This window comes from Thermocatellispora tengchongensis, assembly GCF_014202315.1.
GTDB lineage: Bacteria > Actinomycetota > Actinomycetes > Streptosporangiales > Streptosporangiaceae > Thermocatellispora > Thermocatellispora tengchongensis.
In genome coordinates this window covers 48,839-75,675 of record NZ_JACHGN010000024.1, presented here as the reverse complement: position 1 = coordinate 75,675, position 26,837 = coordinate 48,839, and the positions used below count along the sequence as shown (strand labels likewise).

General features: G+C 73.8%; 17 protein-coding genes. 9 read left to right on the top strand and 8 right to left on the bottom strand.

Annotated features, from left to right (window positions below):
• Positions 1–78: 78 nt before the first annotated feature.
• The 3 genes from HNP84_RS40830 to HNP84_RS40820 all read left to right on the top strand — a co-directional run bounded on the left by HNP84_RS40830 (position 79) and on the right by HNP84_RS40820 (position 4,622).
• Positions 79–1,755: a RecQ family ATP-dependent DNA helicase gene (locus tag HNP84_RS40830; RefSeq protein ID WP_185055443.1), complete on the top strand. Its 1,677-nt coding sequence runs from the start codon at positions 79–81 to the stop codon at positions 1,753–1,755.
• Between the two features lie 68 nt (positions 1,756–1,823).
• The gene (locus HNP84_RS40825; RefSeq protein WP_185055442.1) at positions 1,824–2,810 is read left to right on the top strand and encodes an SDR family oxidoreductase; all 987 of its coding nucleotides are present in this window, start codon (positions 1,824–1,826) and stop codon (positions 2,808–2,810) included.
• A gap of 108 nt (positions 2,811–2,918) precedes the next feature.
• Positions 2,919–4,622: a carbamoyltransferase family protein gene (locus tag HNP84_RS40820; protein ID WP_185055441.1), complete on the top strand. Its 1,704-nt coding sequence runs from the start codon at positions 2,919–2,921 to the stop codon at positions 4,620–4,622.
• Here HNP84_RS40820 and HNP84_RS40815 read toward each other — a convergent pair.
• The gene (locus tag HNP84_RS40815) at positions 4,619–5,998 is read right to left on the bottom strand and encodes a N,N-dimethylformamidase beta subunit family domain-containing protein (protein ID WP_185055440.1); all 1,380 of its coding nucleotides are present in this window, start codon (positions 5,996–5,998) and stop codon (positions 4,619–4,621) included. The two genes, HNP84_RS40820 and HNP84_RS40815, sit on opposite strands and share 4 nt — an antisense overlap.
• 200 nt (positions 5,999–6,198) lie before the next feature.
• Here HNP84_RS40815 and HNP84_RS40810 point away from each other — a divergent pair, with 200 nt between their 5' ends.
• The 4 genes from HNP84_RS40810 to HNP84_RS40795 all read left to right on the top strand — a co-directional run bounded on the left by HNP84_RS40810 (position 6,199) and on the right by HNP84_RS40795 (position 13,974).
• A complete protein-coding gene (locus HNP84_RS40810) occupies positions 6,199–6,978 on the top strand; it encodes an SAM-dependent methyltransferase (RefSeq protein ID WP_246519308.1) in 780 nt (259 codons plus the stop codon).
• A gap of 10 nt (positions 6,979–6,988) precedes the next feature.
• Entirely contained in the window at positions 6,989–7,894 is a 906-nt protein-coding gene (locus HNP84_RS40805) for a TIGR03619 family F420-dependent LLM class oxidoreductase (RefSeq protein ID WP_185055438.1), read from the top strand.
• 75 nt (positions 7,895–7,969) lie between these two features.
• Entirely contained in the window at positions 7,970–10,027 is a 2,058-nt protein-coding gene (locus HNP84_RS40800) for a multicopper oxidase family protein (RefSeq protein ID WP_221337372.1), read from the top strand.
• Positions 10,028–10,137: 110 nt separating this feature from the next.
• On the top strand, positions 10,138–13,974 hold the full coding sequence (locus tag HNP84_RS40795) for a WD40 repeat domain-containing serine/threonine protein kinase (RefSeq protein ID WP_185055437.1): 3,837 nt from the start codon (positions 10,138–10,140) through the stop codon (positions 13,972–13,974).
• Here the strand turns inward: HNP84_RS40795 and HNP84_RS40790 are convergent.
• The 5 genes from HNP84_RS40790 to HNP84_RS40770 all read right to left on the bottom strand — a co-directional run bounded on the left by HNP84_RS40790 (position 13,968) and on the right by HNP84_RS40770 (position 19,996).
• Positions 13,968–14,501 (bottom strand): hypothetical protein, encoded by a 534-nt coding sequence (locus tag HNP84_RS40790; protein WP_185055436.1) that lies wholly within the window; start codon positions 14,499–14,501, stop codon positions 13,968–13,970. The two genes, HNP84_RS40795 and HNP84_RS40790, sit on opposite strands and share 7 nt — an antisense overlap.
• A 109-nt stretch (positions 14,502–14,610) precedes the next feature.
• The gene (locus HNP84_RS40785; RefSeq protein WP_185055435.1) at positions 14,611–15,171 is read right to left on the bottom strand and encodes a PadR family transcriptional regulator; all 561 of its coding nucleotides are present in this window, start codon (positions 15,169–15,171) and stop codon (positions 14,611–14,613) included.
• Between the two features lie 9 nt (positions 15,172–15,180).
• Complete coding sequence (locus HNP84_RS40780) at positions 15,181–18,294, bottom strand: ATP-binding protein (RefSeq protein ID WP_185055434.1); 3,114 nt, start codon at positions 18,292–18,294, stop codon at positions 15,181–15,183.
• Positions 18,291–18,908, bottom strand: coding sequence for a hypothetical protein (locus tag HNP84_RS40775; RefSeq protein WP_185055433.1), 618 nt, complete (start codon positions 18,906–18,908; stop codon positions 18,291–18,293). Before HNP84_RS40775 ends, HNP84_RS40780 begins: the two co-directional genes overlap by 4 nt.
• Positions 18,857–19,996 (bottom strand): endonuclease domain-containing protein, encoded by a 1,140-nt coding sequence (locus HNP84_RS40770; protein ID WP_185055432.1) that lies wholly within the window; start codon positions 19,994–19,996, stop codon positions 18,857–18,859. Before HNP84_RS40770 ends, HNP84_RS40775 begins: the two co-directional genes overlap by 52 nt.
• A 194-nt stretch (positions 19,997–20,190) precedes the next feature.
• On the opposite strand from HNP84_RS40770, the gene HNP84_RS40765 reads away from it, so the two are divergent.
• Together HNP84_RS40765 and HNP84_RS40760 are read left to right on the top strand one after the other, a co-directional pair.
• Complete coding sequence (locus HNP84_RS40765) at positions 20,191–21,429, top strand: RNA polymerase sigma factor (protein WP_185055431.1); 1,239 nt, start codon at positions 20,191–20,193, stop codon at positions 21,427–21,429.
• A gap of 30 nt (positions 21,430–21,459) precedes the next feature.
• Positions 21,460–23,016: a serine/threonine-protein kinase gene (locus tag HNP84_RS40760; RefSeq protein WP_185055430.1), complete on the top strand. Its 1,557-nt coding sequence runs from the start codon at positions 21,460–21,462 to the stop codon at positions 23,014–23,016.
• A gap of 29 nt (positions 23,017–23,045) precedes the next feature.
• On the opposite strand, the gene HNP84_RS40755 is transcribed toward HNP84_RS40760, so the two are convergent.
• Both HNP84_RS40755 and HNP84_RS40750 read right to left on the bottom strand, forming a co-directional pair.
• Positions 23,046–23,576, bottom strand: a complete 531-nt coding sequence (locus HNP84_RS40755) for a LemA family protein (RefSeq protein ID WP_185055429.1) — start codon at positions 23,574–23,576, stop codon at positions 23,046–23,048.
• Positions 23,577–23,711: 135 nt separating this feature from the next.
• The gene (locus HNP84_RS40750) at positions 23,712–26,813 is read right to left on the bottom strand and encodes a chitobiase/beta-hexosaminidase C-terminal domain-containing protein (RefSeq protein WP_185055428.1); all 3,102 of its coding nucleotides are present in this window, start codon (positions 26,811–26,813) and stop codon (positions 23,712–23,714) included.
• Positions 26,814–26,837: the final 24 nt, after the last annotated feature.

Genomic DNA, 26,837 nt, shown 5'->3' with positions numbered 1-26,837 from the left:
ATGCGCCGGGTTCGTATGGGTCAGGTATGGAAGAACCCAAAGAAGGGATACATGCCCTGATCTGGGCAGATGACGGAAATGACCGATCAGGACAGCGCGCAGGAGCGGGTGCTCACCGCGGCGCGCGAGCAGTTCGGGCTCGACGAGCTGCGCCCGGGACAGCTCACCGCCATGACCGCCCTCGCCACCGGCCGCGACACGCTGGCCGTCATGCCGACGGGCTCCGGCAAGTCGGCCATCTACCAGGTGCCCGCGCTGCTGCTGAAGGGCCCGACGCTGGTCGTCTCGCCGCTGATCGCGCTCCAGCGCGACCAGGTGCGCAGCCTGCGCCACCTGGAGGAGGACGCGGTGAGCGTGAACGCCGACAAGTCGGCCGGGGAGCGGAACGCCTCCTTCCAGGCGCTGCGCGACGGCGAGGCCGAGTTCCTGTTCTGCGCCCCGGAGCAGCTCGCCCGCCCGGACGTGCTGGAGGAGCTGAAGGCGACCCGGCCCTCGCTGTTCGTGGTGGACGAGGCCCACTGCGTCTCCGCCTGGGGCCACGACTTCCGGCCCGACTACCTGCGGCTGGACGCCGTGATCGAGGCGCTGGGGCACCCGCCGGTGGCCGCGCTCACCGCCACGGCGGCGCCGCCCGTACGGGCCGAGATCGTACGCCGGCTCGGCATGCGCGACCCGGTCCAGATCGTGCGCGGCTTCGACCGGCCCAACATCGGCCTGGAGGTGCGGCACGCCCGCGGCGCCAAACAGACCGACAAGCAGGACGACAAGCAGGACGACAAGCAGGACGGCGTCGCCGAGGCCGCCCGGGGCGGCGGCACGGGGATCGTCTACGTGGCCACCCGCCGGGAGACGGCCGAGTACGCCGAGCTGCTGTCGTCCCTGGGCCTGCGGGCCACCGGCTTCCACGGCGGCATGTCGCGCCGGGACCGGGAGCGGGTGCAGAAGGCGTTCATGACCGGCGAGCTGGACGCGGTCGTGGCGACCAGCGCCTTCGGCATGGGCATCGACAAGCCCGACGTCAGGTACGTGGTGCACGCCGACGCCCCCGGCTCCCTGGACTCCTACTACCAGGAGATCGGCAGGGCGGGCCGCGACGGCGCCCCCGCGCGGGCCGTCCTGTGCTACGACCCGGACGACCTGCGCCTGGCCCGGTTCTTCACCGGAGGCGTGCCCGACGCCGGCGACCTGGCCCGGGTGCTGGAACTCGTCCGGGAGGCGGGGAAGGAATCGGGGCAGGGCACGGATCGGCGGGCACTGGCCGCGGCGACCGGTCTGTCGCCGCGGCGGGTCACCTCCCTGCTCAACCTGCTGCAGCAGGCCGGCGCCGTACGGCTGAGCACCCGCGCGGTCGTGCCCGTGCCGCGGGAGGAGTCCGTGCCGGAGGCGGCCGAGGAGGCGCGCCGCCTCGCCGAGGAGCACCGCGACGTGGAGCGCAGCCGGATCGAGATGATGCGCCGCTACGCCGAGACCCACGACTGCCGCCGGGTCTTCCTGCTGTCCTACTTCGGCGAGGACATGCCCGGCCCGTGCGGCGACTGCGACAACTGCCGGACGGGGCGAGCCGGCGGCGAGGAGCCGGAGACCCCGGGCCCATTCCAGGTGCACGCCCGGGTGGAGCACGCGGCCTGGGGCGGCGGCGAGGTGATCCGCCGTGACCCCGACCGGCTCACGGTCCTGTTCGACACCGCGGGCTACCGCGAGCTGGCCCTGGAGACCGTCCTGGAGCAGGACATCCTCCGCGAGACCCCCGGCTGAGCGCCGGAGCGCGGCCTCCGGGCGAGGGCGTGCCGTTTAGGGCACGCCCGCGGGGTAGCCCGGAGGACATGGCTACTCCTCTGCCTCCTCTGCACAGATCGGTCGTGGTCGTCACCGGAGCGTCGAGCGGCATCGGGCGGGCGACCGCGCTGGAGTTCGCCCGGCGGGGCGCCTCGCTCGTGCTCGCCGCACGCAGCGGCGAGGAACTGGAACACGCCGCCGAGGAGTGCCGCCGGCGCGGGGCGACCGTGCTCGCGGTGCCGACGGACGTCACCGACGAGACCGCCGTACGCGAGCTGGCCGCCCGCGCCCGCGCGCGCTTCGGCCGCATCGACACCTGGGTCAACTGCGCCGCGGTCACCATGTTCGGCACCGTGGAGACGGCGCCGATGCGCGACTTCCGGCAGGTCGTGGACACCAACCTGTTCGGGTACGTGCACGGGGCGCGGGCCGCGCTGCCCATCTTCCGGGAGCAGGGCCGGGGCGTGCTGATCAACGTCTCCTCCGTGGCGGGCGAGGTGGCGCAGCCGTACACGGCCGCCTACACCGCCACCAAGCACGCCGTACGCGCGCTGAGCATGTCGCTGCGCCAGGAACTGCTGGTGGACGGCGTGCGCGGGGTGCACGTGTGCACGGTGCTGCCGGGCAGCATCGACACGCCGCTGTTCCAGCACGCCGCCGACTACACCGGACGGGCGGTGCGCCCGATGCCTCCGGTCTACACGCCCGAGCGGGTGGCGCGCGTGATCGTACGGCTGGCGCGCAAGCCGCGCCGCGAGACGTACGTCGGGCCGGCGGCCCGGTTCATGGCCTGGCAGCAGCGCAGCATGCCGGGCAGGACCGAGCGCCGGATGGCCAAGATGACCGAGCGGCACCACTTCGCCCGCCGCCGCGCCGCCCCGGCGACCTCCGGCAACCTCTACACGCCGATGCCCTCCGCCGTGGGCGGGGGCTGGCACGGCAGGCGCAAGACGGCCATGCGGCGCCTGTTCACGGCCGCCGGGCTGGTCGCCGCCGGCGCCCTGCTGGCCCGCCGCCGCACCCACGCCGCTTAGTACAAACCCTGACGAAAGGGAGATTCCTGACCCGTCGCAGAGATGGCGGCGAGACGACCCCGGGTACCCAAGCGGGGGTCTTCTTCTGACGTTCCAGGGGGGAACCAGATGACGCGCATCGTGGTCGGCATCAACCGCACCCAGGACGGCTCCATCGCGGTCGCCCGCGGCGAGGACGAGGTGTACAGCCTGCAGAAGGAGCGCATCAGCAGGCGCAAGCACCACTGGGGCCGGCTCGGCGACCTGCCCGACCGGTACCTGCCGCACATGCCGCTGCTGAAGGAGACCGTCGATCTGGTGGTCGAGGGCTACTCCTCCGACGCGGAGATCGCCCACCTGGCCGACTACCACGAGGAACTGCGCGAGACGCTGAGCCTGCGCGAGGACACCCCGATCATCCGGGTCTCGCACCACCTCACCCACCTCTACAGCGCCTTCCCGCCCTCGCCGTTCCAGGAGGCGGCCGGCCTGGTCGTGGACGCCCAGGGCAGCCCGGTGCGCGACTTCACCGAGCCGGTCGAACTGCCCCCCGGCACCGGCCCGGACATGCTGGAGATCAGCTCCTTCTACCGGTGCGAACGCGGCCGGGTCGAATGCCTGGCCAAGCAGCTCTGGGACGGCGACTGGGCGCGCCCGGCCGGGCTGGGCTGCTTCTACTCCCTGCTGACCCGGATGCTCTGGCCCGAGGGCGAGGGCAACGAGGGCAAGGTGATGGGCCTGGCCCCGTACGGCGACCCGGGCGCGCTCGGCCTGCCGCCCCTGGACGTACGCGGCCACGAGGTGCACATCCCGCCGGAGTGGCTGGCGGTCTTCCAGGGCGACCGCGACGGCTACCGCTACGGCGAGGCCCCCTTCGCCCGGTGCGCGAACCTGGCGGCGGCCGGCCAGCGCGCCTTCGAGGACGCGCTGTCACAACTCGTACGCCGGCTGCACGAGCGCGCCGGCTCGGCCAACCTGGTCTTCGCCGGGGGCACCGCGCTGAACTGCTCGGCCAACGGCATCCTGATCCGCGAGTCGCCGTTCCAGGAGATCTTCATCCCGCCGAGCCCGCACGACGGCGGCACCGCGGTCGGCTGCGCCCTGTACGGCCTGATCGAGCACCTGGGCATCGACAGCCGGTTCCGCTGGCGCGACGACTTCCTCGGCCCCGAGCCCGACGAGAGCGCCATCGCCGCCGCCGTACGCGGCCTGCCCGGCGACCTGGTCGCCGAGCGCCCCGAGGACCTGATCGCCGCGATGGCCGAGCTGCTGGAGAGCGGCCGGGTGGTCGGACTGCACCACGGCCGCAGCGAGTCGGGCCCGCGCGCCCTGGGCCACCGCAGCGTCCTCGGGGACCCGCGGCTGCCGCAGATGCGCGACTACATCAACTTCGAGGTCAAGGGCCGCGAGTGGTTCCGCCCTCTCGCGCCGCTGGTCCTGGCCGAGCACGCCCCGCGGATCTTCGACGTGGACCGCCCGGCGCCGTTCATGCAGTACGCCGCCGACGTCCGCCCCGAACACCGCGACGCCCTCCCCGGCATCACCCACGTGGACGGCACCGCCCGCCTGCAGACCGTGACCGAGGACACCACCCCCTTCCTGCACGCCCTGCTGCGCCGCTGGCACGAGCGCACCGGCTGCCCGGTCCTGATCAACACCTCGCTCAACGGCCCCGGCGCCCCCCTGACGGAGACCCCGGAACACTCCATCGAGACCCTGCGCGCCACCCACATGCACGCCCTGGCCATGCCGCCCTACCTGATCCGCAAACGCAATGAGCCCCCCGTCCCCGGCCGCGACTGGCCCCCCGCCCACGAAGACCGGCCCGGTTAGGGGCGGGAGAGCGCGTTCAGCACGTTCCTCGTCATCTGGGCCACCTCGGGGCAGGTGTCCAGGGCGCGCGGCCAGTCGGTGGTGGCGGCGTTGAAGACGGTGCCGCAGGGGGTGTGAAGGCCCAGGGTGGCGGCGCCGTTGCCGTGGCCCCAGCCGCTGGGGCGGATGTCGCCCACGGCCAGGATGAGGAAGCCGGGCGGGGTGCCGTCGGCGCCCGTGGGGCGGGCGGGGGCGCCCGCCTCGTAGGCGGAGCGGTCGAAGACGGCGCCGTCGCACTCGTAGCCGATCAGGTAGTCCTGCTCGCCGAAGACGTCGCCGTCGCGCAGGCCGGTGCCCGCGTAGACCCAGTGGCCGGCGTGCTGCACCCGGTAGCCGACGGGCCGCGGGTGGTCGTCGCGGTCGCGTTCGCCGCCGTTGCGGAAGCTGACGCCGATGAGGGTGTTCTCCGGGTGCCCCTGCTCGTGCCAGAAGCCGACGCGCGAGAAGGTCGTCTCGTCGTGGAAGACCACCCGCCACCAGCAGGTGTTGCCGCCGAAGAAGGCGGCGTGCCCGCCCGCGGCCACGTGCTCCTCCACCGCGGCGCGCATCGCGTCGCTCCAGTACTCGTCGTGCCCGGCGCTGACCAGCAGCCGGTACGGCTCCAGCAGCGCCCGCCCCTCGCGGTGCAGGTCCACGTCGGTGCAGAAGTCCACCGGGTACCCCTCGCGCTCCAGCCAGGCCACGAACCGGCCGTCCCAGTGCACGTAGGTTTGCCGCGGGGTGGGGTCGAACGGGTCGTGGTTCCCGATGTCGTACGGCGTGCCGCCGGTGCCGCCGCCGGGCCGGTGCAGCCCCACGCCGGGCGGGACCGGGGTGGGCAGGTCGCCGGGGCGGGGCGTGTTGTACAGGCACCAGTGCCCCTCCCCCGAGGCCGGGTCGTACGCGCGGCCGTCCACGAGGTTGTAGGCGTGGTAGGTGAGCAGCGGGAGCTTGTACAGGATCGGGGCGGCCGGGCGGCGCGGGCGTACCACGAACAGGGCCCTGGCGTCCCGCCCGTCGGGGGTGGTGCGGTCGGGGTCGGTGGTGTCGCGCCCGCGGCCGTCGCCCTCGACGAGCACCGCGACGTACACGCCGGGCTCGGCGGGCGCCGGGAGCGGGTAGGCGGCCCACGGCGCCAGCGCCTCCCCGCGCAACCCGGTGCCGGGCCGGCCCCAGTCGTGGAAGGGCAGGTGCTGGGGCGCGTACACCCCGGGCAGCCACGGCGTCTTGTCGCACGGGACCAGCCCGTCGCCGCACCGGTACAGCTCCACCCGGAACTCCGGCGCGTCGGTGGCCACGCGCAGCGTCACCTGGCCGCCCGCGCGGGGGCTGGGCTGCTCGGCATACCCTCGGATCATCTGGCGTCCTCCCGCCGGCCGTCCCCCGACGGCCCCAGGGGTGCGACTACCCCGCAGTCCGGCGCCTCACGACTCACGCGCCCATGTCGTACGCCGGGGGCCGATCGCCGCCCAGACCGTACACGGGTGTACAAAAGATCGATAGGCTGGTCGTACCAACCGGTACCGACGCCGGAACCCGAGGTGCCTCAGGAGCGCGCTTGGACTTCGATCCGACGACGCCCAACGTCGCTCGGCTGTACGACTACTACCTGGGCGGCAAGGACAATTTCGCGGCCGACCGCGAGGCGGCGGAGAAGATCCTCGCCGTCGCCCCGGAGCTGCGGCTGGCCGCGCGCGAGAACCGCGCCTTCCTGGGCCGGGCGGTGCGGTTTATGGCCCGCGAGGGCATCACCCAGTTCCTGGACATCGGCACCGGGCTGCCCACGCAGGGCAACGTGCACGAGGTCGCGGGCGAGGTCGTCACCGAGCCGCACGTCGTGTACGTGGACCGCGACCCGGTGGTGCTCACCCACGCCCGCGCACTGCTCGCGGGGGCGGGCAGGGGGACCACGATCGTCCAGGGCGACCTGCGCCGGCCGGAGGAGATCCTGACCCATCCCGACGTGGTGAAGGCCCTGGACTTCAGCCGGCCGATCGGGCTGCTGCTGGTCGCGGTCATGCACTTCATCACCGAGGACGACGGCCCGGCCCGGATCATGGCGACGCTGCGCGACGCGCTGCCGCCGGGCAGCCTGCTGGCCCTGTCCCACGGCACCCGCGACGCGCGGGCCGCCGCCGTGGACAAGGGCACCGAGGTCTACCAGAAAGCCACGTCCCCGCTCGTGCTGCGCACCCGCGCCGAGATCGAGGCGCTGTTCACCGGCCTGGAGCTGGTGGAGCCCGGCGTGGTCTGGCTGCCGCAGTGGCGCCCCGACCACGACCCGATCGACCCTCCGGACACATCGCTCATCCTGTGCGGCGTCGGCCGCAAGCAGTAGGGAGGACCCGGTGGACCTCGGCTTGGCAGTGGCCCAGTACGGGGCGTTCGCCTCGCTGGGCAGCGTCACGGCGGTGGCGACGGGCGCGGAGCGGATCGGCTACGACAGCCTGTGGGTGGGCGACCGGCTGCTCAGCCCGCTCCGGCCGCTGGACCGCTACCCGGGCGGCGACGGCACCATCCCGCCGCAGCACCGTACGTTCCTGGACCCGGTGGCGGTGCTGTCGGTCGCGGCGGCGGTGACCGAGCGGGTGCGGCTCGGCACCAGCACCCTGAACGCCTGCTGGTACTCCCCGCCGCTGGTGGCCCGATCGTTCGCCACGCTCGACCGGCTCAGCGGCGGCCGGGCCGTGGCGGGCTTCGGCCTGGGCTGGTCCCGGGAGGAGTACGCCGCCAACGGCCGCCCCTGGGCCGACCGCGCGGCCCGTCTGGACGACATGCTGGACGCGCTGGAGGCGATCTGGACCTCCGACCCCGTCGAGTACTCCTCCGACCGGTGGACCATCACCCCCAGCACCATCGAGCCCAAGCCGCAGAACCTGCCGGTCTACCTGGCCGGGTTCGCGCCCGCCGCGCTGCGCCGCGTCGGCCGCCGGGCCGACGGCTGGCTCACCGCGGCCCTGCCGCTGCCCATGCTCACCGGCATGTGGACCGCGATCCGCCAGTCCGCCGAGGAGGCCGGGCGCGATCCCGACCGGCTGCGGATGGTCCTGCGCTGTAACCCCAAGGTGACCGGCTCCCCCGCGCCGGAGGGGGCGGTGCCGCGCAGCGGCACGGTCAAGCAGATCGCGGAGTACCTGAGCGCCGCGGCCGAGGCGGGCGTGCACGAGATCCTGCTCGACCTCCAGCTCACCACCACCGAGGACGCCGAGCTGCTGGACCTCGCCGCCGCCTTCCACGACGCCCTGAAGGGCTAGCGAAAGGCCAAGGGCCGGTAGCGTCCCCGAGTGTCGCGTCGCCTCCCGCGGGTGACGGCTGCGATCGTGTCCGTCTTGCAGGAGCGAGACGGGGGGACGTACGTGACGGCCTTCGGGGGAGACTGGGCTACTCGGCGGGAGGCGCTGGCGGGGGCCGCCGGCGCGGTGCTGGCCGCGGGGATCGGCGGGCGGGTGCCCTGGGCCGCGCCCCGCGACCCGGCCGATCCCGGCGAGCCCATGCCCCGCTTCGCGCGGGCGGGCGATCCGCCGGCCGATTCGGCGCTGGTGCTGCACAAGTTCGTGGACCGGCTGCCCATCCCGCCGGTGGTGCGGCCGGAGCGGGCGGGGCGGCACTGGGAGCTGACGATCCGGATGCGGGCCGCGCAGCGGCGGATGCACTCGCAGATGCCGCCCACCCCGATGTGGACCTACGAGGGCGTCTTCCCGGGGCCGACGATCGAGGTGTGGCGCGGGCAGCGGGTGCGCATCGCCTGGGAGAACGAGCTCGCCGCGCCCTTCCCGGTGCTCGCGCTGGAGCTCGGGGGCGCCGGGCTGCGCGGCGAGCTGCCCTCGGCGAACCGGCCGGGGCACGCCGGGTCGGCGCGGGTGGACGGCTCGGTGCGCGGGCTGCCCCCGTGGGCGGCGGTGCACGTGCACGGCGCGCGTACGGGCGGCGGGAACGACGGCTGGGCGGAGAACGCGGTCTTCCCCGGCGACGCGCAACTGTCGGAGTACCCGAACGACCAGCCCGCCACCACGCTCTGGTACCACGACCACGCCATGCACCTGACCCGGTTCACCCTCTATGCCGGGCTCATCGGGATGTACCTGATCCGCGACAAGGAGGAGGAGTCGCTGGGGCTGCCCAGCGGCCGGTACGAGCTGCCGCTGGTGCTGTGCGACCGCAACTTCGACCTCGGGGCCGACGGCCGGCCCAACGGCAGGCTGCTGTACAAGCTGACCCGCGACCCGAGCCAGACCACCGCCGGCGGCTTCTTCCTCGGGCCGTACAACGTGGTCAACGGGGTGGTGTGGCCGTACACGGAGGTGGAGCCGCGCTGGTACCGGCTGCGGGTGCTGAACGCGTCGAACGCGCGCACGTACCGGCTGATGCTGCTGGACCGCGACGGCCGCCCCCGGCCGGAGCTGGTGAGGGTGATCGGCACCGACGGCGGCCTGCTCGGCAAGCCCGCCGAGGTCAAGGGCGCGATCGTGCTCTCGCCGGCCGAGCGGGCCGACCTCCTGGTGGACTTCCGCCCGCTCGCCGGGCAGAAGGTCTGCCTGAGCAACACCTACCCGGGCGTCACGCCGGGCAAGGCGAACCCGAAGACCGCCATCGCCGAGTCCGACCTGATGCGCTTCCACATCGGGCCCGAGCGCGGCGGGAGCCGGTTCGCGGTGCCCGCCAAGCTGTCGGACTCCTTCCGCCCGGTGGCGCCGCAGGAGGCCGAGGGGCGGGTGCGCTGGATCGTGCTGCCGCCGAACGCGGTCATCGGCGACGGCCCGGCCGAGATCGGCCTGTGGGAGATGGTGGAGGTCGATCCGCGCAAGGTGAAGATCCCCTCGACCGGGGTGATCCAGGTCAAGGGGCCGAACGGCAGGGTGGTCACGCTCAAGCGGGTGGCCGGCGACTACGCCGACGGCGACGCCTTCGTCATCCCGCGCGGCGGGCGCGAGACCTGGCGGTTCCTGTCGCTGGGCCGCCCGCCGCACCCGATGCACCTGCACATGGTGCGCTTCCAGGTGCTCGGGCGGGACATCTACGACGGCAGCGGCTGGAACGCCAAGATCCGCGGCACCACCAAGCCGATCAGGTACGTCCGCGCGGGCACGGTCCAGCCGCACGAGCGCGGCTGGAAGGACGTGGTCAGGCTGCAGGACACCGAGCTGGTGACCGTGACCGGCCGGTTCGACCAGGTGGGCCGGTACGTCTACCACTGCCACATCCTGGAACATGAGATGCACATGATGCGGCCGTACGTGGTGATGCCGCCGGAGGTGCTGGCCCTGCACCACCACGGGACCGGCGGCGGACGGCCGGGGCAGCCGGCGCCGGGCCGGCGCGGGCCGGGCGGTCACCACAGGCCCACCGGCCACCGGGGACAACCGCACCAGGGGCACCAGGGGCACTAGCGGCACCACTGCACCAGCCGCACCGGCCGCACCTCGGGGCGCCGCGCGCCCGGACGCCGACGGTATCTTCTCCCTGTCATCCACGGGGTCGAGGTACGCGAATGGCGGACATGAGCGGCGGCACAGGGGGCGGCACGGCGCCGGCGGTGGGGCGCGACCGCGGCGAGGCGGGGCTGCGGGCCGGAGACCCGCGGGCGATCGGCGACTACGTGATCGCGCGCAGGCTCGGCTCCGGCGGGCAGGGCGTGGTGTACGAGGCGTACGACCCGGCCGGGCGGCGGGTGGCGGTCAAGGTGGTGCACGTGCACCTGGCCGGGAACGCCGAGGTGCGCGCCCGCTTCGCCAAGGAGGCGATGGCGGCCCAGCGGGTGGCCTCGTTCTGCACCGCCCGGGTGCTGGAGGCCCGGCTCGACGGCGAGCGGCCGTACATCGTCAGCGAGTTCGTGGACGGGCCCAGCCTGGGGCAGGCGGTCGAGCGCGCGGGGCCGTACACCGGGGACGCGCTGCACCGCATGGCGACGGGGATCGCGACCGCGCTGGTCGCCATCCACCAGGCCGACGTCATCCACCGCGACCTCAAACCCGACAACGTGCTGCTCGGCTCCGACGGCCTGCGGGTGGTGGACTTCGGCATCGCGCGCACCGCCGAGATGTCGCTGACCAGCACCGGGCACATCGCGGGCACTCCGTTGTACCTGTCGCCGGAGGCGGCGGCGGGGCGGCGCACCGGCCGCCCGGCCGACGTGTGGGCCTGGGGCGCGATCGTCGTGTACGCCGCGAGCGGCCGGCACGCGTTCGCCGGGACCGGCGCCGGACACGTCCTGCACCGCATCCTCACCGACGAGCCCGATCTCGGCGCGGTGCCCGAGCCGCTGCGCGACCTGGTGCGGGCCGCGCTGGACAAGAACCCCGACCGGCGGCCGTCCGCGATGGACCTGCTGGTGGCGCTGGTCGCCGGTCCCGGGGCCCAGGGAGGCGCGGGCGGCGCGGCCGACCCGGTCGCGACCGGCAGCCGGGCGGCGTCCGGCCTGCGGCCCCCGGTGGAGCTGGCCGGCGCCCCCTCGCTCGGCGCGGTGGCCGAGCGGGTGTACGAGGGGCTGGACCCGGAGGCGCGGGCGGCGGTGCCGCAGCTCCTGCTGCGCATGGTCATGCCGGCCACGCCCGGCGTCGAGATGCCCCGGGTGCTCACCACCGTCGAGGTGGAGTCCCTGGCCCGGGACTCGGCGGCGACCGGCCCGCCCGGCGCCGGCACGGCGGTGGAGCGCGGGCTGGGCGGGCTGCTGTCGGCGGGGCTCGTGGTGCGCGAGGAGGACGGGTTCACCCTGGCCAGCCCGGCGCTGCCGCGCGCCTGGCCCAGGATGCGCGGCTGGCTGGAGGCCGACCGCGAGGGGCTGCTCGTCCACCACCGGATGAGCGACGCGGCGCGGCTGTGGCACGAGCACGGCCGCAAGACCGCCGACCTGTACCAGGGCACGCGGCTGGAGGAGGCGCTGCGCTGGGCCGCGACCGGCCGCCACGTGGTCACGCTGAACCGGATCGAGCGCGACTACCTGGACGCGGGCGTCGCGCTCACCCACCGCCGCACCCGCAGGCGGCGGCTGGTCACGGTCGCGCTGTCGGTCATGCTGGCCGTCTCGCTCGGGGCCGGGGCGCTGGCCGAGCAGCAGCGCCGCGTGGCCGACGGCGAGCGGCGCAAGGTGGCCGCGCAGCTCACCGAGGCGGTCTCGCGCCAGCTCGTGGCCGAGGCCGAGACGCTGCGCCCCACCGACCCGGCGCTCGGCATGCTGCTCACCGCCGCCGCCTGGCGGCTGACCGAGACCGACGTGACCCGGGGCGGCCTGTACGGCTCGCTGGCCCAGCCCGAGCTGGACGTGTTCACCGAGCCGGGGGCGCGCGGCGGCGCGGCGCACGGGATGGCCGCCGACGGCACGACCTTCGCCGCGGTCTCCGACGGGCGGGCCCGGGTCTGGGACGTACGGACCCGGAGGCGGATCGCCGACTTCCCCGTCACCGGCGTGGAGAACGTGACCGCGGTCGCGGTCAGCCCCGACGGCGGCACCGTGGCGGTGGGCGGCGCGAAGGAGGTCCGGCTGTGGGACGTGCGGTCCGGGCGGCAGGTGGGCGACCCGATCGCGGGGGCCGTCACGGGCGGCGGCGGCCTGGAGTCGTTCTGGCCGGGGCGCGGGCCCGTCGTCGGGTTCAGCCCCGGCGGCGGCCTGCTGATCACCCGGGGCGACTTCGACGACGGCGTACGCGTGTGGGACCTGGAGGACCGTCGCGTGGTGCTGGGCGGCCGGGAGAAAGAGCCCGACATCGGCAACGTGGCGATCTCGCCCGACGACAAGGTGGCGGCGGTCGTGGCCAGGACCGGGCCCACCGGCGTGACCCCGCTCCGGGTGGAGCTGTGGGACCTCGCCGGCGGGGGCCGGCTGCGCACGCTGCGCCTGCCCGCAGAGGAGGTCATCGAGTTCACCGGGCTCGCCTTCAGCCCCGACGGCCGCACCGTGGCGGTGAGCGGCTCCAAGGGCGTGGTGCTGTTCGACACGGGCACGGGCGCGCGGCAGGGCGAGGCGCCGTACGCGTTCGGGGCGGAGGACCTCGGCGGCTCCGGCGAGAACCTGCAGCTCACGCCGGCCGTCTTCACCGCCGACGGGCGATACCTGGCCGCCGCCGACGTGCGCGGCACGACCAGGATCGGGCTGTGGCGCGTCGGGCGGCCGCACGACGCGGCGCACGTGTTCCCGGGAGAGCACGGCGAGACGGTGCCCGGCATGTGGTTCGAGCCCGGCGACACCGCGTTGCGGGTGCTGACCGGGGGCGGCTCGGTCACCCGCCTGGACGTGGGGCCGTTCACCCGCCCCATCCGCTTCGCCGTGGACGAGACCGGCCCGGCCGCCCTGATCCGGGCCCGGCGCGCGCTCAGCCCCGACGGCCGGCTCCTCGCCACGATCAACGCCACCACCCGCGACGGGAACGGCGCGGTGGTACGGCTGTGGAACGTGGGCGACGGCGGCCGGGCGGGCGACCCGGTGGCCGAGCTGCGCGCCGACACCGGCGGCGACGCCGGCGAGGAGGTCACCCTGGTCAACGTGGCCTTCAGCGGCGACGGCCGCACCCTCGCCGCGCTCACCGGCCAGGTGACCGACCGGACGGTGACCCTGTGGGACGTGCCGACCCGCGACAAGCGCGGCTCGTTCCCCCTGACCTCCGGCCAGGACGACATCCCGGTGACGGGCGAGCGGATGGCGCTGGACCGCGACGGGGGCCTGCTGGCCACCACGTCCGCGGGCGCGAGCGGCGCCGGGACGAGCGTGCACGTCTTCGACGTGCGCGAGCGGGCCCAGCTCGGCATGGTCTACGCCCCGTACGCCGACACGCTCGCCTTCGCCCCCGGCGGCGGCACGCTGGCGGTGAACGGGCAGGAGAGCCCGCTGATCGCCCTGCCCGGCGTCCGGGCCGCCGAGCAGCCCTTCGGGCCGAACTCCTCCCACGTCAGCGGGGTCGCCTACAGCGCCGACGGCCGTACCGTCGCCACCGTCACCAGCTCCGGCAGGATCTCGCTGTGGGACGCCCGCACCCGCGACCGCATCGGCCTGCCGATCGAGGGCCCCGACAGCCCGCTCGGCACGACCGTGCTCAGGTTCTCACCCGACGGCCGCATCCTCGCCCTGGCCACCGGGCACGAGGTGCACCTGTGGGACGTCGCCACGCACCGCAGGCTCGGCCTGCGGTACGCCCAGCACGCCCAGGACGTGAACGACCTCGCGTTCTCCGCCGACGGGTCCACCCTGTACAGCGTGGACGAGGACGGCGCGCTGCGGGCGTACGTGATCGACCCGGAGCGGGCCGCCGAGCGGGTCTGCGCCCGCGCCGGCCGCGACCTCACCGAGGCGGAGTGGCGCCGTCACGCGGGCGAGCTGCCCTACCGGCCCGTCTGCGGTCAGTAGTCCCCGTAGTCCCCGTGGTCCCCGTAGTCGGCGTCGTCAGCGTCGTCGCCGGCGTGGCGCAGGATGCGCACCGAGACCAGCACCGAGCCGTCGTTGTCGCCCAGGCACCTGTCGGCGTCGTTGATCCGCAGCCGCAACCACCCGCTCCCGCCCGCGCGGTACTTCTTGTAGCGGCCCAGCGTGAACGCGCCGCCGCTGACCTTGCCGAGCAGTGTCCCGTAGGTCCGGTCGTCCCTGATCTTGCACCCCTGGTAGATCCGCCGGTCGGTGCCCCAGCCATACCCACCGGCGGTCACGTAGGGGAAGTTCGTCTCGTCCACCGTCCACCGGCCGCCCAGGTACGCGACCGAGTACACGTCGCCCCGCTCGATCCAGACCCCGGTGTTCTGCCAGCCCACGGTGGCGCTCACCCGTACCCGCCGGGCGGCCTGCGCCTCCTCCTCCGAGGCCGCCGCGGAGGTCGTGGCCGGCACGCACACACCGGCCGTGGTCATGGCGAGCAGGAGAGCGGCGAGGCGCTTGCGCATGTCAGGATGCCCTTTCTCCAGGTGCCGAAGATCCCGCTGCCCGGCACGGTACGCCGCGCCCCCGCGCGATCCGCAGCCCCGGAACGCGCACCCTCGGCAGCGGGGCCGGTCAGTCCCAGGCGAGGCGGCCCGCGCGCAGGTCCTCGGTCAGCGACGCCACCCACATCAGCTCCGCCGCGAGCAGGGCGCGGCGGTGCTCCTCCTCCAGCAGCGCCCGCCGCGGCAGGCGGCCGGTCGCCGCCGCGATCTCCTCCTGGAGCCGGGCGAGCCGCTCGCTCAGCCGGGCCCGGCGCCGTTCGAGCTGGCGCAGGGCGTCCTCGGCGGGGAGCATCGGCAGGCAGGAGACCGCCGCCGGGAACTCCGGGTACTCCTCGCGCGGTTCGGCCAGCATCTCGCGCAGCCAGCGGGTGAACGCCTCCCGGCCGGCCGGGGTCACCTCGTAGACCGTGCGCTCGGGGCGGGCCGTCTCGCGCACGGTCTCACGGACGGCGATCAGGCCGTCTCGGTGCAGCCGGTTCACCGTCTGGTACAGCCCCGCCCGCTGCCCCACGTTCACCACGCGGTCCTTGCCGCGCCGCCGGATCGTCCGCTGCAGCTCGTACGGGTGCGCGGGCGCCTCCATGAGCAGGCCGAGCAGCACGAGAGCGAGGGGAGAGCGGCGCGGCTGCATGATCAAACCCTAACCAGCGTTCCGTGCGGCGCGCGCGATGACCTCCTCGGACGCCAGCGGGCTGCGCGGGTGACGGCTCAGGCACATCGGCGCCCGCACCTTCACGAACGGCGCGCCCTCCACCGCCGCGTAGAACTGCCCGGTACGCAGTTGGGCGATGTCGCCGACCCCGCTCCCCTTCGCCCGCGCCATCTCCTTGGCGGCCTCGATCTGGATCGGGCTGTTCAGCATCCCGAAGAACTGCGTGGCCGCGTTCCCCGGGATGCGGTTGTGCAGCCCCTTCGGCGCCTGGGTGGCGAACACCAGGCCCAGGCCGTACTTGCGGGCCTGGGACGCCAGGGCCAGCGTGCTGCGGGTGCACGCGGTCATCGATCCGGAGGGGGCGAAGGTCTGGGCCTCGTCCATCACGAACAGGCCGCCGAGCGGGCGCTCCCCCGCCGGGTTCCGCTTGATCCAGGCGAACAGCGCCATCTGCAGCCGGTTCACGAACCCCTGCCGCTGCTCGTCCCCGGGCAGCCCCACCAGGCTGATCACCGAGATCCTGGCCCGCTTGCCCGGCGGCGGGGTCAGCAGCACGCCCGGATCGACCGGCGTGCCCTGGCCGCCGAACAGCGGGTCGTTCACCATGGCCGCGCGCAGCGCCTCGGCCAGGTCGGCCGCGATCCGCTGCGCGTTGCCCAGCTCGCTGACGCCCTCGGGCAGCTCGGCCAGCAGGTCGGCGAGGCCCTTGAGGGTGGCCGTGCCGGGCCGCCGCCCGTAGTGCCTGACGGTCTCGCGCAGCACCGCCTGCCCGAGCTGCGCCCTGGTGGTCCTGGCGTCCAGCTTCACCCGGGGCACGATCGCGGCCACCGCCGACTCCACGGCCTCGGCGTACTCGTCGGGGTCGCCCGCGACCCCCGCGAAGTCGGGCAGCGGCTGGAAGGTCAGCGGCCGGCCCGCCGCGCGTCCCGGCGTCCAGATCACGACGTCGGTGCCCTCCAGGTACCGCGCGGCGCGCTCCGCGTCGCCCTCCTCCCAGTACGCCGGCGGCTCCGGCCACGCCTCCCCCAGCCGGGCCAGGTCGTTGTTGGGGTCCAGCACGATGGCCGAGACGCCCTGGAGCGCGCACTCCTCGACCAGCCGCCGGATCAGCACCGTCTTGCCCGACCCCGACCCGGCGAAGATCGCGGTGTGCCGCCGCAGGGCCTCCAGCGCGACCCGCACCGGGGCGTCCCCGCCCTCGACGGCCCGCCCCACGACGAGGGAAGGCACGCCGTCCGCGACGGGCGCCTCCGGACGCGGTTCAGGCGCCGGTACGCGCGGCTCGGGATCGCTCCACACGTCCCCCAGCGCCTCGGCCAGCACCTTGACGTCCTGGGTGGGCCGCCGGTCCACCAGCCACGCCTGGAGGTTCGGCGGGTCCTCGGCGAGCAGGTCGCGCAGCGCGGCCAGAATCCGCAGGTCCGCCTCGTCCACGCTCAGCCGCCGTCCCCCGGCCTGCTCGAAGGCCGTGACGGCCTCGCGCGTCCGCTTGCCGCCGGACCACTCGTCGTTGCGCAGGATGAACAGCCGCCGCTTCGGCGCGTCGGAGGTCAGCCCGGCCGCCACGCACGCCTTGCGCAGCCGGGTCAGCGCGGCGATCGGGTGCTCGGCGGCGATGGCCCGGAACGCCCAGTGCGCCGCGTCCTCGGTGACGTCGTCCAGGTTGCGGCGCAGGCGGGCGTGCAGGACGGGCTTGGCACTCGGCGGCGGGTCCTGGCCGAAGGCCCGGCCGCCCTCGCCCAGCTCCACGATCCGGGCCGCGAGCCCGGCGGACAGCAGGGCGGGCATGACCGCGTCCTCCTTGGCCGGGTTGAGCGCCCCCGACACGTCGGCCCAGTCGCGCAGCTCGGCGAACTTGGCGTCGAGCACGGTCAGGTCGTCGTCGGGCACCTGCCGGGGCGGCACCACCTGCTCGGCGTCGGACGCCGCGCCGAGCTCGGCCAGCTCGGTCACGCGCTCGTCGAGCACGCAGTCGCGGATGTGGGCGCCGACCCGGATCAGCAGTTGCCTGGCGGTGTACTCCGGGGCGCGGTCGAACGCGGACGGCTTGATCGGCCAGGTGGGATAGGGCGGGGTGAACCCGGCGGTGTGGTAGCGCACCGCGAACCGCTTCTCGATGATCTCGCGGCCCGTCCGCGCGTCGGGGACGTTGCCGAGGGGCCTGGTCTCGCGGAACCGGTCCTGGAGGGTGTCGGTGGCGATCTCGCGCAGGCTGACCCAGGTCTGCGGCAGCGCGCAGAGCACGGTGAGCGTCCTGCGGGTGATCTCGCGCAGCGCCATCAGGCCGTGCCCGATCTGCTCGATGACCAGGGCGTGCTCCCACTCGACGCCGCCGTCCCCCTTAGTGGCCAGCGCCGACTGGGCGACGAGCGCGTCGATCTGGTCGATCGCGATGACCGTGGGGCCGGTGAGCGCGAGCAGGTGCGAGACGTCCCGCACGATCTCCTGCGGCGTCCGGTCCACCTGCCTGATCCCCCAGCGCTCGCGCTCGCCCCGCTCCTCCTCCGGCTCTGAGGACAGGAACAGCTCGCCCACGTCCTGGGCGTCCGGGTCCTCGGCGGCCAGCAGCACCAGGGCCCGCGCGGTGTCCTGGGCCCGGCCGCCGAGCGCCCGGTCGAGGCGGCGCAGCGCGCCGACGAAGGAGTCCAGGTGCTCCCTGGTCAGCGCACCGTCGCCGATGACCGCGCGGCGCACGGTCCTGCTCACCCCGGCCTGCTGGCACAGGCGTTGCAGGAACAGCTTGAGCTGGCTCCAGCCGTCCACGCTCTCCCGGGACAGGCCGTCGAGCAGCGCGACCACCACGCTCTGCCAGAACGACTTGGCGTCGAGCAGCGTGACCAGGAAGAAGTAGCCGTGGTCGCCCTGGATCTCCTCGCGCACCCAGCCGAGCAGGTGCGTCTTGCCCGAGCCCCGGCGCCCCTGGACGACCACGCCGAGCGGGTTGTCGCCCTCCCTGGCCTCGGCGAAGCCCTCGCGGAGCGTCCGCAGGGTCGCGCGGTGCATGCCGTCCACGTGGAACTGCGAGGGCCGCCACACGTCGTCGGGGTTCTGGACGGTGTTGAAGCGCAGCGCGGCCAGCGCGCTCAGCTCGCGGGCCGTCATCGCGCCTCGATCGCGATGAGGTGGAGCTCCTGGTCGCCGATGGTCACCGCCGCTTCCCTGTCCGCGCGCGTGAGGATCTTCTGGTTCGACTCGGGGATGATGCTCACCTCGGGCGAGTAGACCATCCGCCGCAGCGCCTCATCGACCTGCGCCTTCTCGGCGGGCACGCGCGGGCGCAGGTCCGTGAGGCTCACCCAGCCGCCGGGCTCGCGGGCCAGGTCGGCGTACGCGGCGCGGATGGCGTCCTCCAGGTCCACCTGCGGCGGGGTGTAGAAGAACTCGGCGGGCCGCCGGCCGGTGCGGTCGAGGTCGCGGTCGATCGCGGCCAGCAGGGCGCGCACCACACCGCCCATCGCCCCGCCCCTGGGGGTCTGGACGCCCGCCCTGATCTCGTCCGTCATGCGCGCCCAGCCGCCGTCGGTGAGGACATGGACGTTCCTCCGGCCGACCCTGCGGGTCTCGACCAGCTTCATGTCATTGAGCGCGATGCGGTTCTTACCGCTCAGATCGATGCCGTACACCTCCCTGAGCTCGGTGTTCGGAATCTCCCTGGCCTCGGCCATCAGGACGAGCAGGGCGGCGAGCTGGGTGAGGGTGAAGCCGTGTTCCGGCATGGTCGTTCCTTCCTTCGATCCGTCACGAACCGGCGGATGCGCTGGACGACCGCCTCGGTGGCGTGCTCCACCTCGGCGTTCGTGACCCGGAGGACCGCATAGCCCTCCGCTTCGAGGTCGTGGTCGCGTTGCCGGTCGGCCTCGGCCTTCCGGCGGTGCTCGTCGCCGTCGATCTCCACCACGCAGCGTTCGGCGCGCCACAGCAGGTCCACCCGGATCGGGTTGTGCAGCGGGCCGAAGCGGTGGGTCTGGTTCCACTCGCGGCCGGCCGCCCAGTCGCAGGCCGACAGGGCGCGCTCCAGGTGCCGCTCGATCCGGCTGAACGGATGCGGCCTGCCGGCCAGCGCCGGGAAGTACGCGCCCCGTGCCGGCCGGGGCAGGCGCGTCGCGGGCTCGGGCAGGGTGACGGTGACGGAGTCGATGTGGGCGCCGGTGTGGCCGTCGATGTGGGTGTCGATGTGGGTGCGGCTTTCGGTGTGGCCGTCGGTGTGGCTCGCCGTGGCGAGCGGGGTGCCGGTGAGCCAGACCGCGAAGCCGCCCCGGTGACACAGCCAGTCGCAGGCGGCGAGCAGCGCCGACTCGCTCCGCGCCGGGAGCCCCGGCGGGACCTGGACGAGCAGGGCGGCGCCGGGGCGGCGGTAGCCGGCGGCGATGACGCGGCGCAGGCCGGCGGCGCGCACCTCGGGGGCGAAGGCGCGGGGACGCTGCGGGGCGTGGCCGCGCAGGGCGGTCTCGGCGAGGTCGGCGAGGAAGGGGCCGAAGTGGCGGGTGGTGGCCGCCAGGCGCATGGCCAGGGCGCGTACGGCCGGCACCCCGGCGCCTCCCGGCCCCTCGATCCCCTCGGCGCCGGGAAGCCAGGCGGGATAGAGCGCGATGGCCGCCGATTCCAGATCGGCCAGAACGGCCGACGCGATTTCCGCCGGCGTTTCCGGCGCGCCCGGTGTTTCCGGCGCAACGTGCACCACGTACACGACAATTGCCGGGGCGCCGGAAGGCAGCGGGTCCACGGCGGTGACGAGGGCGTCCACGCTCGCGCCACGCAGGCGGACGACCCGCCCGGTCGGCAACTCCGCCCACGACCGGCCCACGGCTATTCCCTTTGTTTAATGGTCGATTACCGGAACCTGGAGAGGCTATAGGGAAATGCGCTGAAGTGCAGCCGTTCCGCGCCTTCCCGGCATCACCGAATCGCAGCGATTCGGAACTCGCCGATGGATTCGGCACCCGAAACCGCGGGATATTCGTCTGCCCGTACCCGGATGTTCTGGTAAGAACGGGAGATGTGGACAGGCGGATCGAGGAGCTGCTGCACGAGCTGGCGCCGCAGGTGCTGGGCGTGCTCGCACGCCGCTACGGTGACTTCGACACCGCCGAGGACGCGGTGCAAGAGGCGCTGCTCGCCGCGTCCGTGCAGTGGCCGGAGGAAGGGGTCCCGGACAACCCCCGCGGCTGGCTGATCACCGTCGCCGCACGCCGGATGGCCGACCAGGTGCGCAGCGACGAGGCCAGGCGGCGCAGGGAGGCGACCGCGGCCTCGCTGGCGCCGGCCGACGAGTTCGTGGCGTCCTCCGCCGACGAGGACGACCCGGGCGCCGCCGAGGACGACACGCTGACGCTGCTGTTCCTGTGCTGCCACCCCGCGCTGTCGCCGCCGTCGCAGGTCGCGCTCACGCTGCGCGCGGTCGGCGGCCTCACCACGGCGCAGATCGCGCGGGCGTTCTTCGTGCCCGAGGCCACGATGGCGCAGCGGATCAGCCGCGCCAAGCAGAAGATCAAGTCGAGCGGCGGCCGGTTCGCGATGCCCCCGGAGGCGGAGCGCGGGGAGCGGCTGCGCGTCGTGCTGCACGTGCTCTACCTCATCTTCAACGAGGGGTACACCGCGACGTCGGGGCCCGACCTGCACCGCGCCGAGCTGACGGTGGAGGCGATCCGGCTCACCCGGGCCGTGCTCGCGCTGCTGCCCGGCGACGGCGAGGTGGCCGGGCTGCTCGCGCTGATGCTGCTCACCGACGCCCGCCGCCCGGCCCGTACGCGCCCTGACGGCGCGCTGGTGCCGCTCGCCGAGCAGGACCGGTCGCTGTGGGACCGGAAGCTGATCGACGAGGGGGTGGCCCTGATCACCGAGACGCTGGCCCGCGCGCCGATCGGGCCGTACCAGGTGCAGGCGGCCATCGCCGCCGTGCACGCCGAGGCGCCGTCGGCCGAGGAGACCGACTGGCCGCAGGTCCTGGCCCTGTACGACCTGCTGGACCGGCTGTCGCCCAACCCGATGGCCACGCTCAACCGCACCATCGCCTACGCCATGGTGCACGGCCCCGGCGCCGGGCTGTGCCTGCTGGACGACCTGGACTCCGACGAGCGCATCGCCGGGCACCACCGCCTGCACGCCGTGCGGGCGCACCTGCTGGAGATGGCCGGCGACCCGGCCGCCGCGCGCGAGAGCTACCGGCTGGCCGCCGGGCGTACCGACAGCCTGCCGGAGCGGCGTTATCTGGAGGAGCGCGCCGCCCGGCTCGCCTGACTCGCCGGGCGAACGATAGTTTTGGGGGCCATGCCGGATCACCGTGCGCGCGTACTGGCGGGCCGCTACGAGCTGCGGGCCCCGCTCGGCCAAGGTGGCATGGGCGTCGTCTGGCGGGCCTGGGACGGCGTGCTGCACCAGACCGTGGCCGTGAAGGAGGTGCTGCTCGTCGCCGACCCGGCCCGGCGCGAGGAGAGCCTGCGCAGGACCATGCGCGAGGCGCGCTCGGCCGCCCGGCTGCGCGGCCACCCGGGCATCGTGACGGTGTACGACGTGGTCGAGGAAGACGGCGTGCCGTGGATCGTCATGGAGCTGGTCGAGGGCCGCTCGCTGGCCGAGGAGATCCGCGAGGCCGGCCCCCTGCCCGAGGACCGCGTGATGGAGATCGGCGCCCGCGTGCTCGCGGCGCTGGCCGCCGCGCACGAGGCGGGGGTGGTGCACCGGGACGTCAAGCCGGGCAACATCCTGATCAGCGGCGACCGGGTCGTGCTGACCGACTTCGGCATCGCGGCCGGGGCGTCCCGCGAGACCAGCGAGCTGACCGGCGGCAACCTGATCGGCACGCCCGCCTATCTCGCCCCCGAGCTGATCGAGGGCCACCGCGCCGGCCCCGCCTCCGACCTGTGGGCCCTGGGCGTGACCCTGTACGAGGCCGTGGAGGGCCGCCGGCCGTTCGAGCGCGACACCGGCATGGCGGTGATCGCGGCGATCCTGAGCCGGCCGCCCGCCCCGTTCCAGCACGCGGCCCGGCTCCGCCCGCTGATCGAGGGGCTGCTGGTCAAGGACCCGTCCCGGCGGCTGACCGCCCCGCAGGCGATCCCGCTCCTGGTCCCGGGCGCCCAGCAGACAGCCCCGGTCCCGCCCCGGGACGAGGGCTCGCGCCGCCGCACCAAGGTGCTCTCGGGCATCGCGGTGGCGGCGTCGGCGCTGGCCGTGGCCGGGATCGTGCTCGCGGCGCGCGCGACCGGCCTGACCGGCGAGACGCCGCCGACGACGGCCGATCAGACGACGGCGACCCGGACGGCGGCTGCGGATCAGACGACGGCAACGGATCAGAGGACGGCGGCAACGGACCCAACGGCGAGCACGGCCCCGGCTCCGAGTGGCACCGCGTCGCTGCCGTCCGGGTTCACGCTGTACCGCGACGAGCGCGGCTTCGAGGTCGCGGTGCCCGACGGGTGGGAGAAGGACGACGACGGCCCGAGCTGGTCCAAGCCCCGCTCCGGCCTGCTCGACCTACAGGCCACGGTCCTCGGGCTCAACGCCGCCCAGACGAAGAAGTGGACCAGGTCGCCCGAGCAGCTCATGCGGGAGCTCACCGCCGGCCTCCAGGAGAGCCTGGTGGCCCCGGGCACGTACAAGGAGATCGCGCTCAGACAGGTGACCGTCGGCGAGCACCGGGGAGCCGAGCTGGAGTTCGCCTTCAACTTCAAGGAGCTGCCCAGCGCGCGGCTGCGCATGTACGCACGCTGCCTCGTGCGCGACTCCGGCGGCTACGCGATGGTGTTCTTCTTCGCCCCCGAGGGCGACTGGGCCCAGTTCGGCCCGCTGATCGACACCTTCAAGGCCACCTTCCGGCTGACATAGCTCTCACGGGTGGCTCAGGGGTACCGGCTTCACGTGGCGGCGTAGGTGCGGGCCTGGAACAGGTCGCGGCGGGTGAAGCCGGTCATGCCGGCCACGATGTTCGCGGGCCGGGCCTGGATCGCGGCGTTGTAGGCGATCACCGCCTCGTTGTACGCCGTGCCCAGACGGTCGATGCGGTCCTCGGCGGCGGCCAGTTCCGCGCGCAGCGCGACGATCCGGCCGCCGTGCGCCGCGTACCCGTCCGCCCCCTCGGCCAATGACCGCAGCGCCCTGGTCAGGGTGCTCTCGGCGACGGCGCGGTCACGCGGCTCCTTGGCGCCCACGGCGGTCGCGCGGGCCCGGTCCACCGCCTCCAGCACCCCGCGCTCCTGCCCGGCGGCGACGAGCCGCACCAGCTCGGGCACCAGGTCGTGGCGCCGCCTCAGCTCGGCGTCGATCGCGGCCCAGGTCTCCGCCACGGCACGCTCGGCACGCACCAGCCGCCGGTACGCGGTGACGCCCGCCACCAGCATGACCAGCACGATGAGGGCGAGGATCGCGATCACCACGATCACCGTCATGGGGCCTCCCGGGAAAACGGTCCCGGCGCGGCGGCACACGCCTCCACCGCGCCGGGACCATTCCATCCCGGAATCCTTGCAAGATACTTATTTATTACTCGTGATCCACACGCACGGGCCGATCGTGCGTGCGGGTCATTCGGACAGGGTCAGGGTGACCTGGTCGATGAAGGCCGTGTTGTCGCCCGTGGTGCTGGTGGCGGCGAACTTCAGGGTGTGGGTGCCCGCCGTGGCCGTGAACTCCTGCGTCGTGTACGCCGTGAACTCCGCGGTCGAGGGCGTGTAGGTGCCGATGACCCGGTCGTCGTAGTACACGTCGAAGGTCTGCAGCCCGCCGAAGCCGTTGCGTTTGGCCGCCTTGAAGGACAGCGTGTACGTCCCCGGCGCGAAGGACAGGGTCTGCTCGATCGTGCCGTTGACCCCGCCGTCGGTCTTCAGGTACGCGGTCTGCTCGCCCTCGGGGGCGGGTGCGGCGCCGGTGCCGAACGGGCCGCCGTTGTGGTGGATGCCCGCCCGGCTGTTGAAGGTCCACCCGTCGGTGAACGGGCCGATCTTGGAGCCGGTGACGGCGGGCGACTCGAAGCCCGCGTTGATCAGCGTGGGCGGCTCGGGCGGCTTGGGCAGCCCGACCTGCACCTGATCGATGAACGCGGTGTTGTCGCCCTCGGTCGTGGTCGCGACGAAGGCGATCGTGTGCTTGCCACCCGGGGTCTCGAAGGTGTCGGTGGAGTAGGAGACGAACGCGCCGGAGTTGGCGGTGTAGGAGCCGATCTTGGTGTCGTCGTAGAACACGTCGAAGGACTGCGGCCCGCCGAAGTCGGTCCGCTTGGCCGCCTTGAACCTGACCTGGTACGTCCCCGGCTTGAAGTTGATCTCCTGGCTGAACCGGCCGGGCACCCCGCCGTCGGTCTTCAGGTAGGCGGTCTGCACGCCCTCGGGCGCCGGGGCCGGGTGGAACGGGCCCGCGTTGTTCTGCACGCCCGCCCGGTCGCTGAAGGTCCACCCGTTGGTGAACGGGCCCGGCCTGGCCGTGGGGGTGGCGGGCTTTTCGAAGCCGGCGTTGTAGACGGTGACGACCGGGGTCTCCTCGGGGACCTCCGGGTTGTAGTAGCACCGCTTCTCCACGCCCGGGATCGGGTCGCCGCCGAAGTTCTCGGCCTCGCACTCCACGCCGTCGGTGAAGGTGCCGTAGTTGAACAGCCCGTCGGCGCCGAACGCCACGCTGGCCTCGCCCTCGAAGTGGCAGCGATCGCCCTCGTACATGCAGAACCGGTAGCCGTCGGGCGCGCTGCTCACCTGGAGCACCTTGTACACCCCGTCCACCTGGCCGGAGTCCTTCATGCCCGACTTGTAGGCGAACGCGCGGACACGGGTGGTCAGCGCCTCGGGCAGGATGATCGGCCGGGTGTAGAGCGGGGAGGCGTGGGTCGGCTCGGAGCCGTCGATCGTGTAGCGGATCGTGGCGCCGGGCGTCTTGGTGGTGATGAACACCGCCTCGGCCGACTGGTACACGCCGTCCTTCAGGCTCAGCTCCGGCACCTGGACGGTGTCGGGCCGCGGCGACGGCACCACCGTGACGTGCGCGACGCCGTACGCGCTCGGGTCCCTCTTGCTGGTGGCGCGGATCGCGACCGTGCGCTCGGTGGTGACGGCCGGGGCGTGGTAGCGCCCGGACGGGGAGACGTGGCCGTTGGCCGCGCCGCCGACGACGCTCCAGGTGACGCCGCCGGTGTTGTCCAGCACGGACGCGCCGAGCTGCACGGACTTGCCGGAGGCGACCTGCGTGGTCAGCGGGGTGACCTTGACCTGCGTCTGCGGCGGCGCGGTGGTGTAGACGGCGACGGTGTACTCCTCGCCGAGGCCGGTGTCGGTGAAGGACGTGCCCGCGGGGAAGGCGCCGGAGGAGACGGGCAGCAGCGCGTGCGCGTCCCGGGTCACGTCGTCCTGGTAGACGAACTTGCGGAAGGTGCGGCCCACGTCGAGCCCGCCGAAGTCGAAGGTGACGTCCTTGGCGGCGCCCGCCTTGCTCTCCAGCACGATCGTCCAGTTGCCGTCCTTGGCGCGGAAGGCGGTGGCGCGCAGGTCGGGGGTGCCGGTGTCCACGGCCACGACCTGGCTGTGCGCGGGGACGTAGCGCATCATCAGCCCGGCCGAGTAGTAGCTCTTGGTCGGCGTGGGCCACAGCAGCCAGGAGTCCCACAGGTTGAACGAGCCGTTGGTGTCGCCGTCGGGGTCGGCGGTCCACACGCCGTTGAGCTGCCAGACCAGTGCCGAGCCCAGGCCGTCCTGGCTGCCCTTGATCACGTGGTTGGCGAAGCCGGAGTCCCAGCCGCTGGCGTCGGGGTCGTGCCAGCCGAACTCGGTCATGTGCACCGGCTTGGCGCCCGCGGCGGCCTTGCGGGCGGCGATGGCCGCGGTGAGCTGGTCGTACGACGCGCCGTAGACGTGGAAGCTGTAGCCGTCGATCACGTCGGCGGCGTTGGCGGCCATGTACTGGGTCCAGCTCTGGTCCACCTCCTCCGGCGCCCAGATCTCCACCAGGTCGCGCAGCCCGTCGGCCTTCAGCCGGGCGTCGGCCTTGCGCACCATCTCGGCGTAGTACGCCTTCTGGTCGCCGGGGACCTCGAAGTCCCAGCTCCCGTTGGGCTCGTTGTAGAAGGTCAGGTACTTGATGTTGGAGTAGCCGCGCTTGCGGATGAGCTGGTCCAGCGCGGCGGAGGTGGAGGCGGCGTACGCGTCGAGGTCGGCGGGCGCGCTGATGTAGGGATCGACGCCCGGGATGACGAACCAGTCGTGCGCCGACTTGCCGACCTTCCAGCCGAAGTTCAGCTCGACCTCGGTGCCGGCGGCCTTGAACGCGTCCAGGTACTTGTAGAAGGCGCGCATCCGGGGGTTGTCCCAGGAGTACACGCCCTTGGCGGTCTCCATCCAGTCGATCTGGAACCACAGGCGGGCGACCTTGGGCCGGATCGTCATGATCCGCTTGACGTCCATCTCCCAGTCGGCGTCGTCATAGCCGAGCTTGGTGGTGCCCTCCATGGTGCTGCCCGGGATCACGTTCACGCCGATGCCGCGGAAGTCCTGCTGCACCACGGTGTCCGGGTCGATCCGCACGGTGTGCGCGGCGTCGGCGGCGCCGGCGTGCGCGGGGGCGGCGAGTGCGATGGGGAGCAGGGTGAGCGCCGCTAACGCGAGCCGGGTGAGGAGCCTGGGTGGGCGAGGTGGGCGATCCGTCATACCGACCGTCCTTGCGATGGGGGG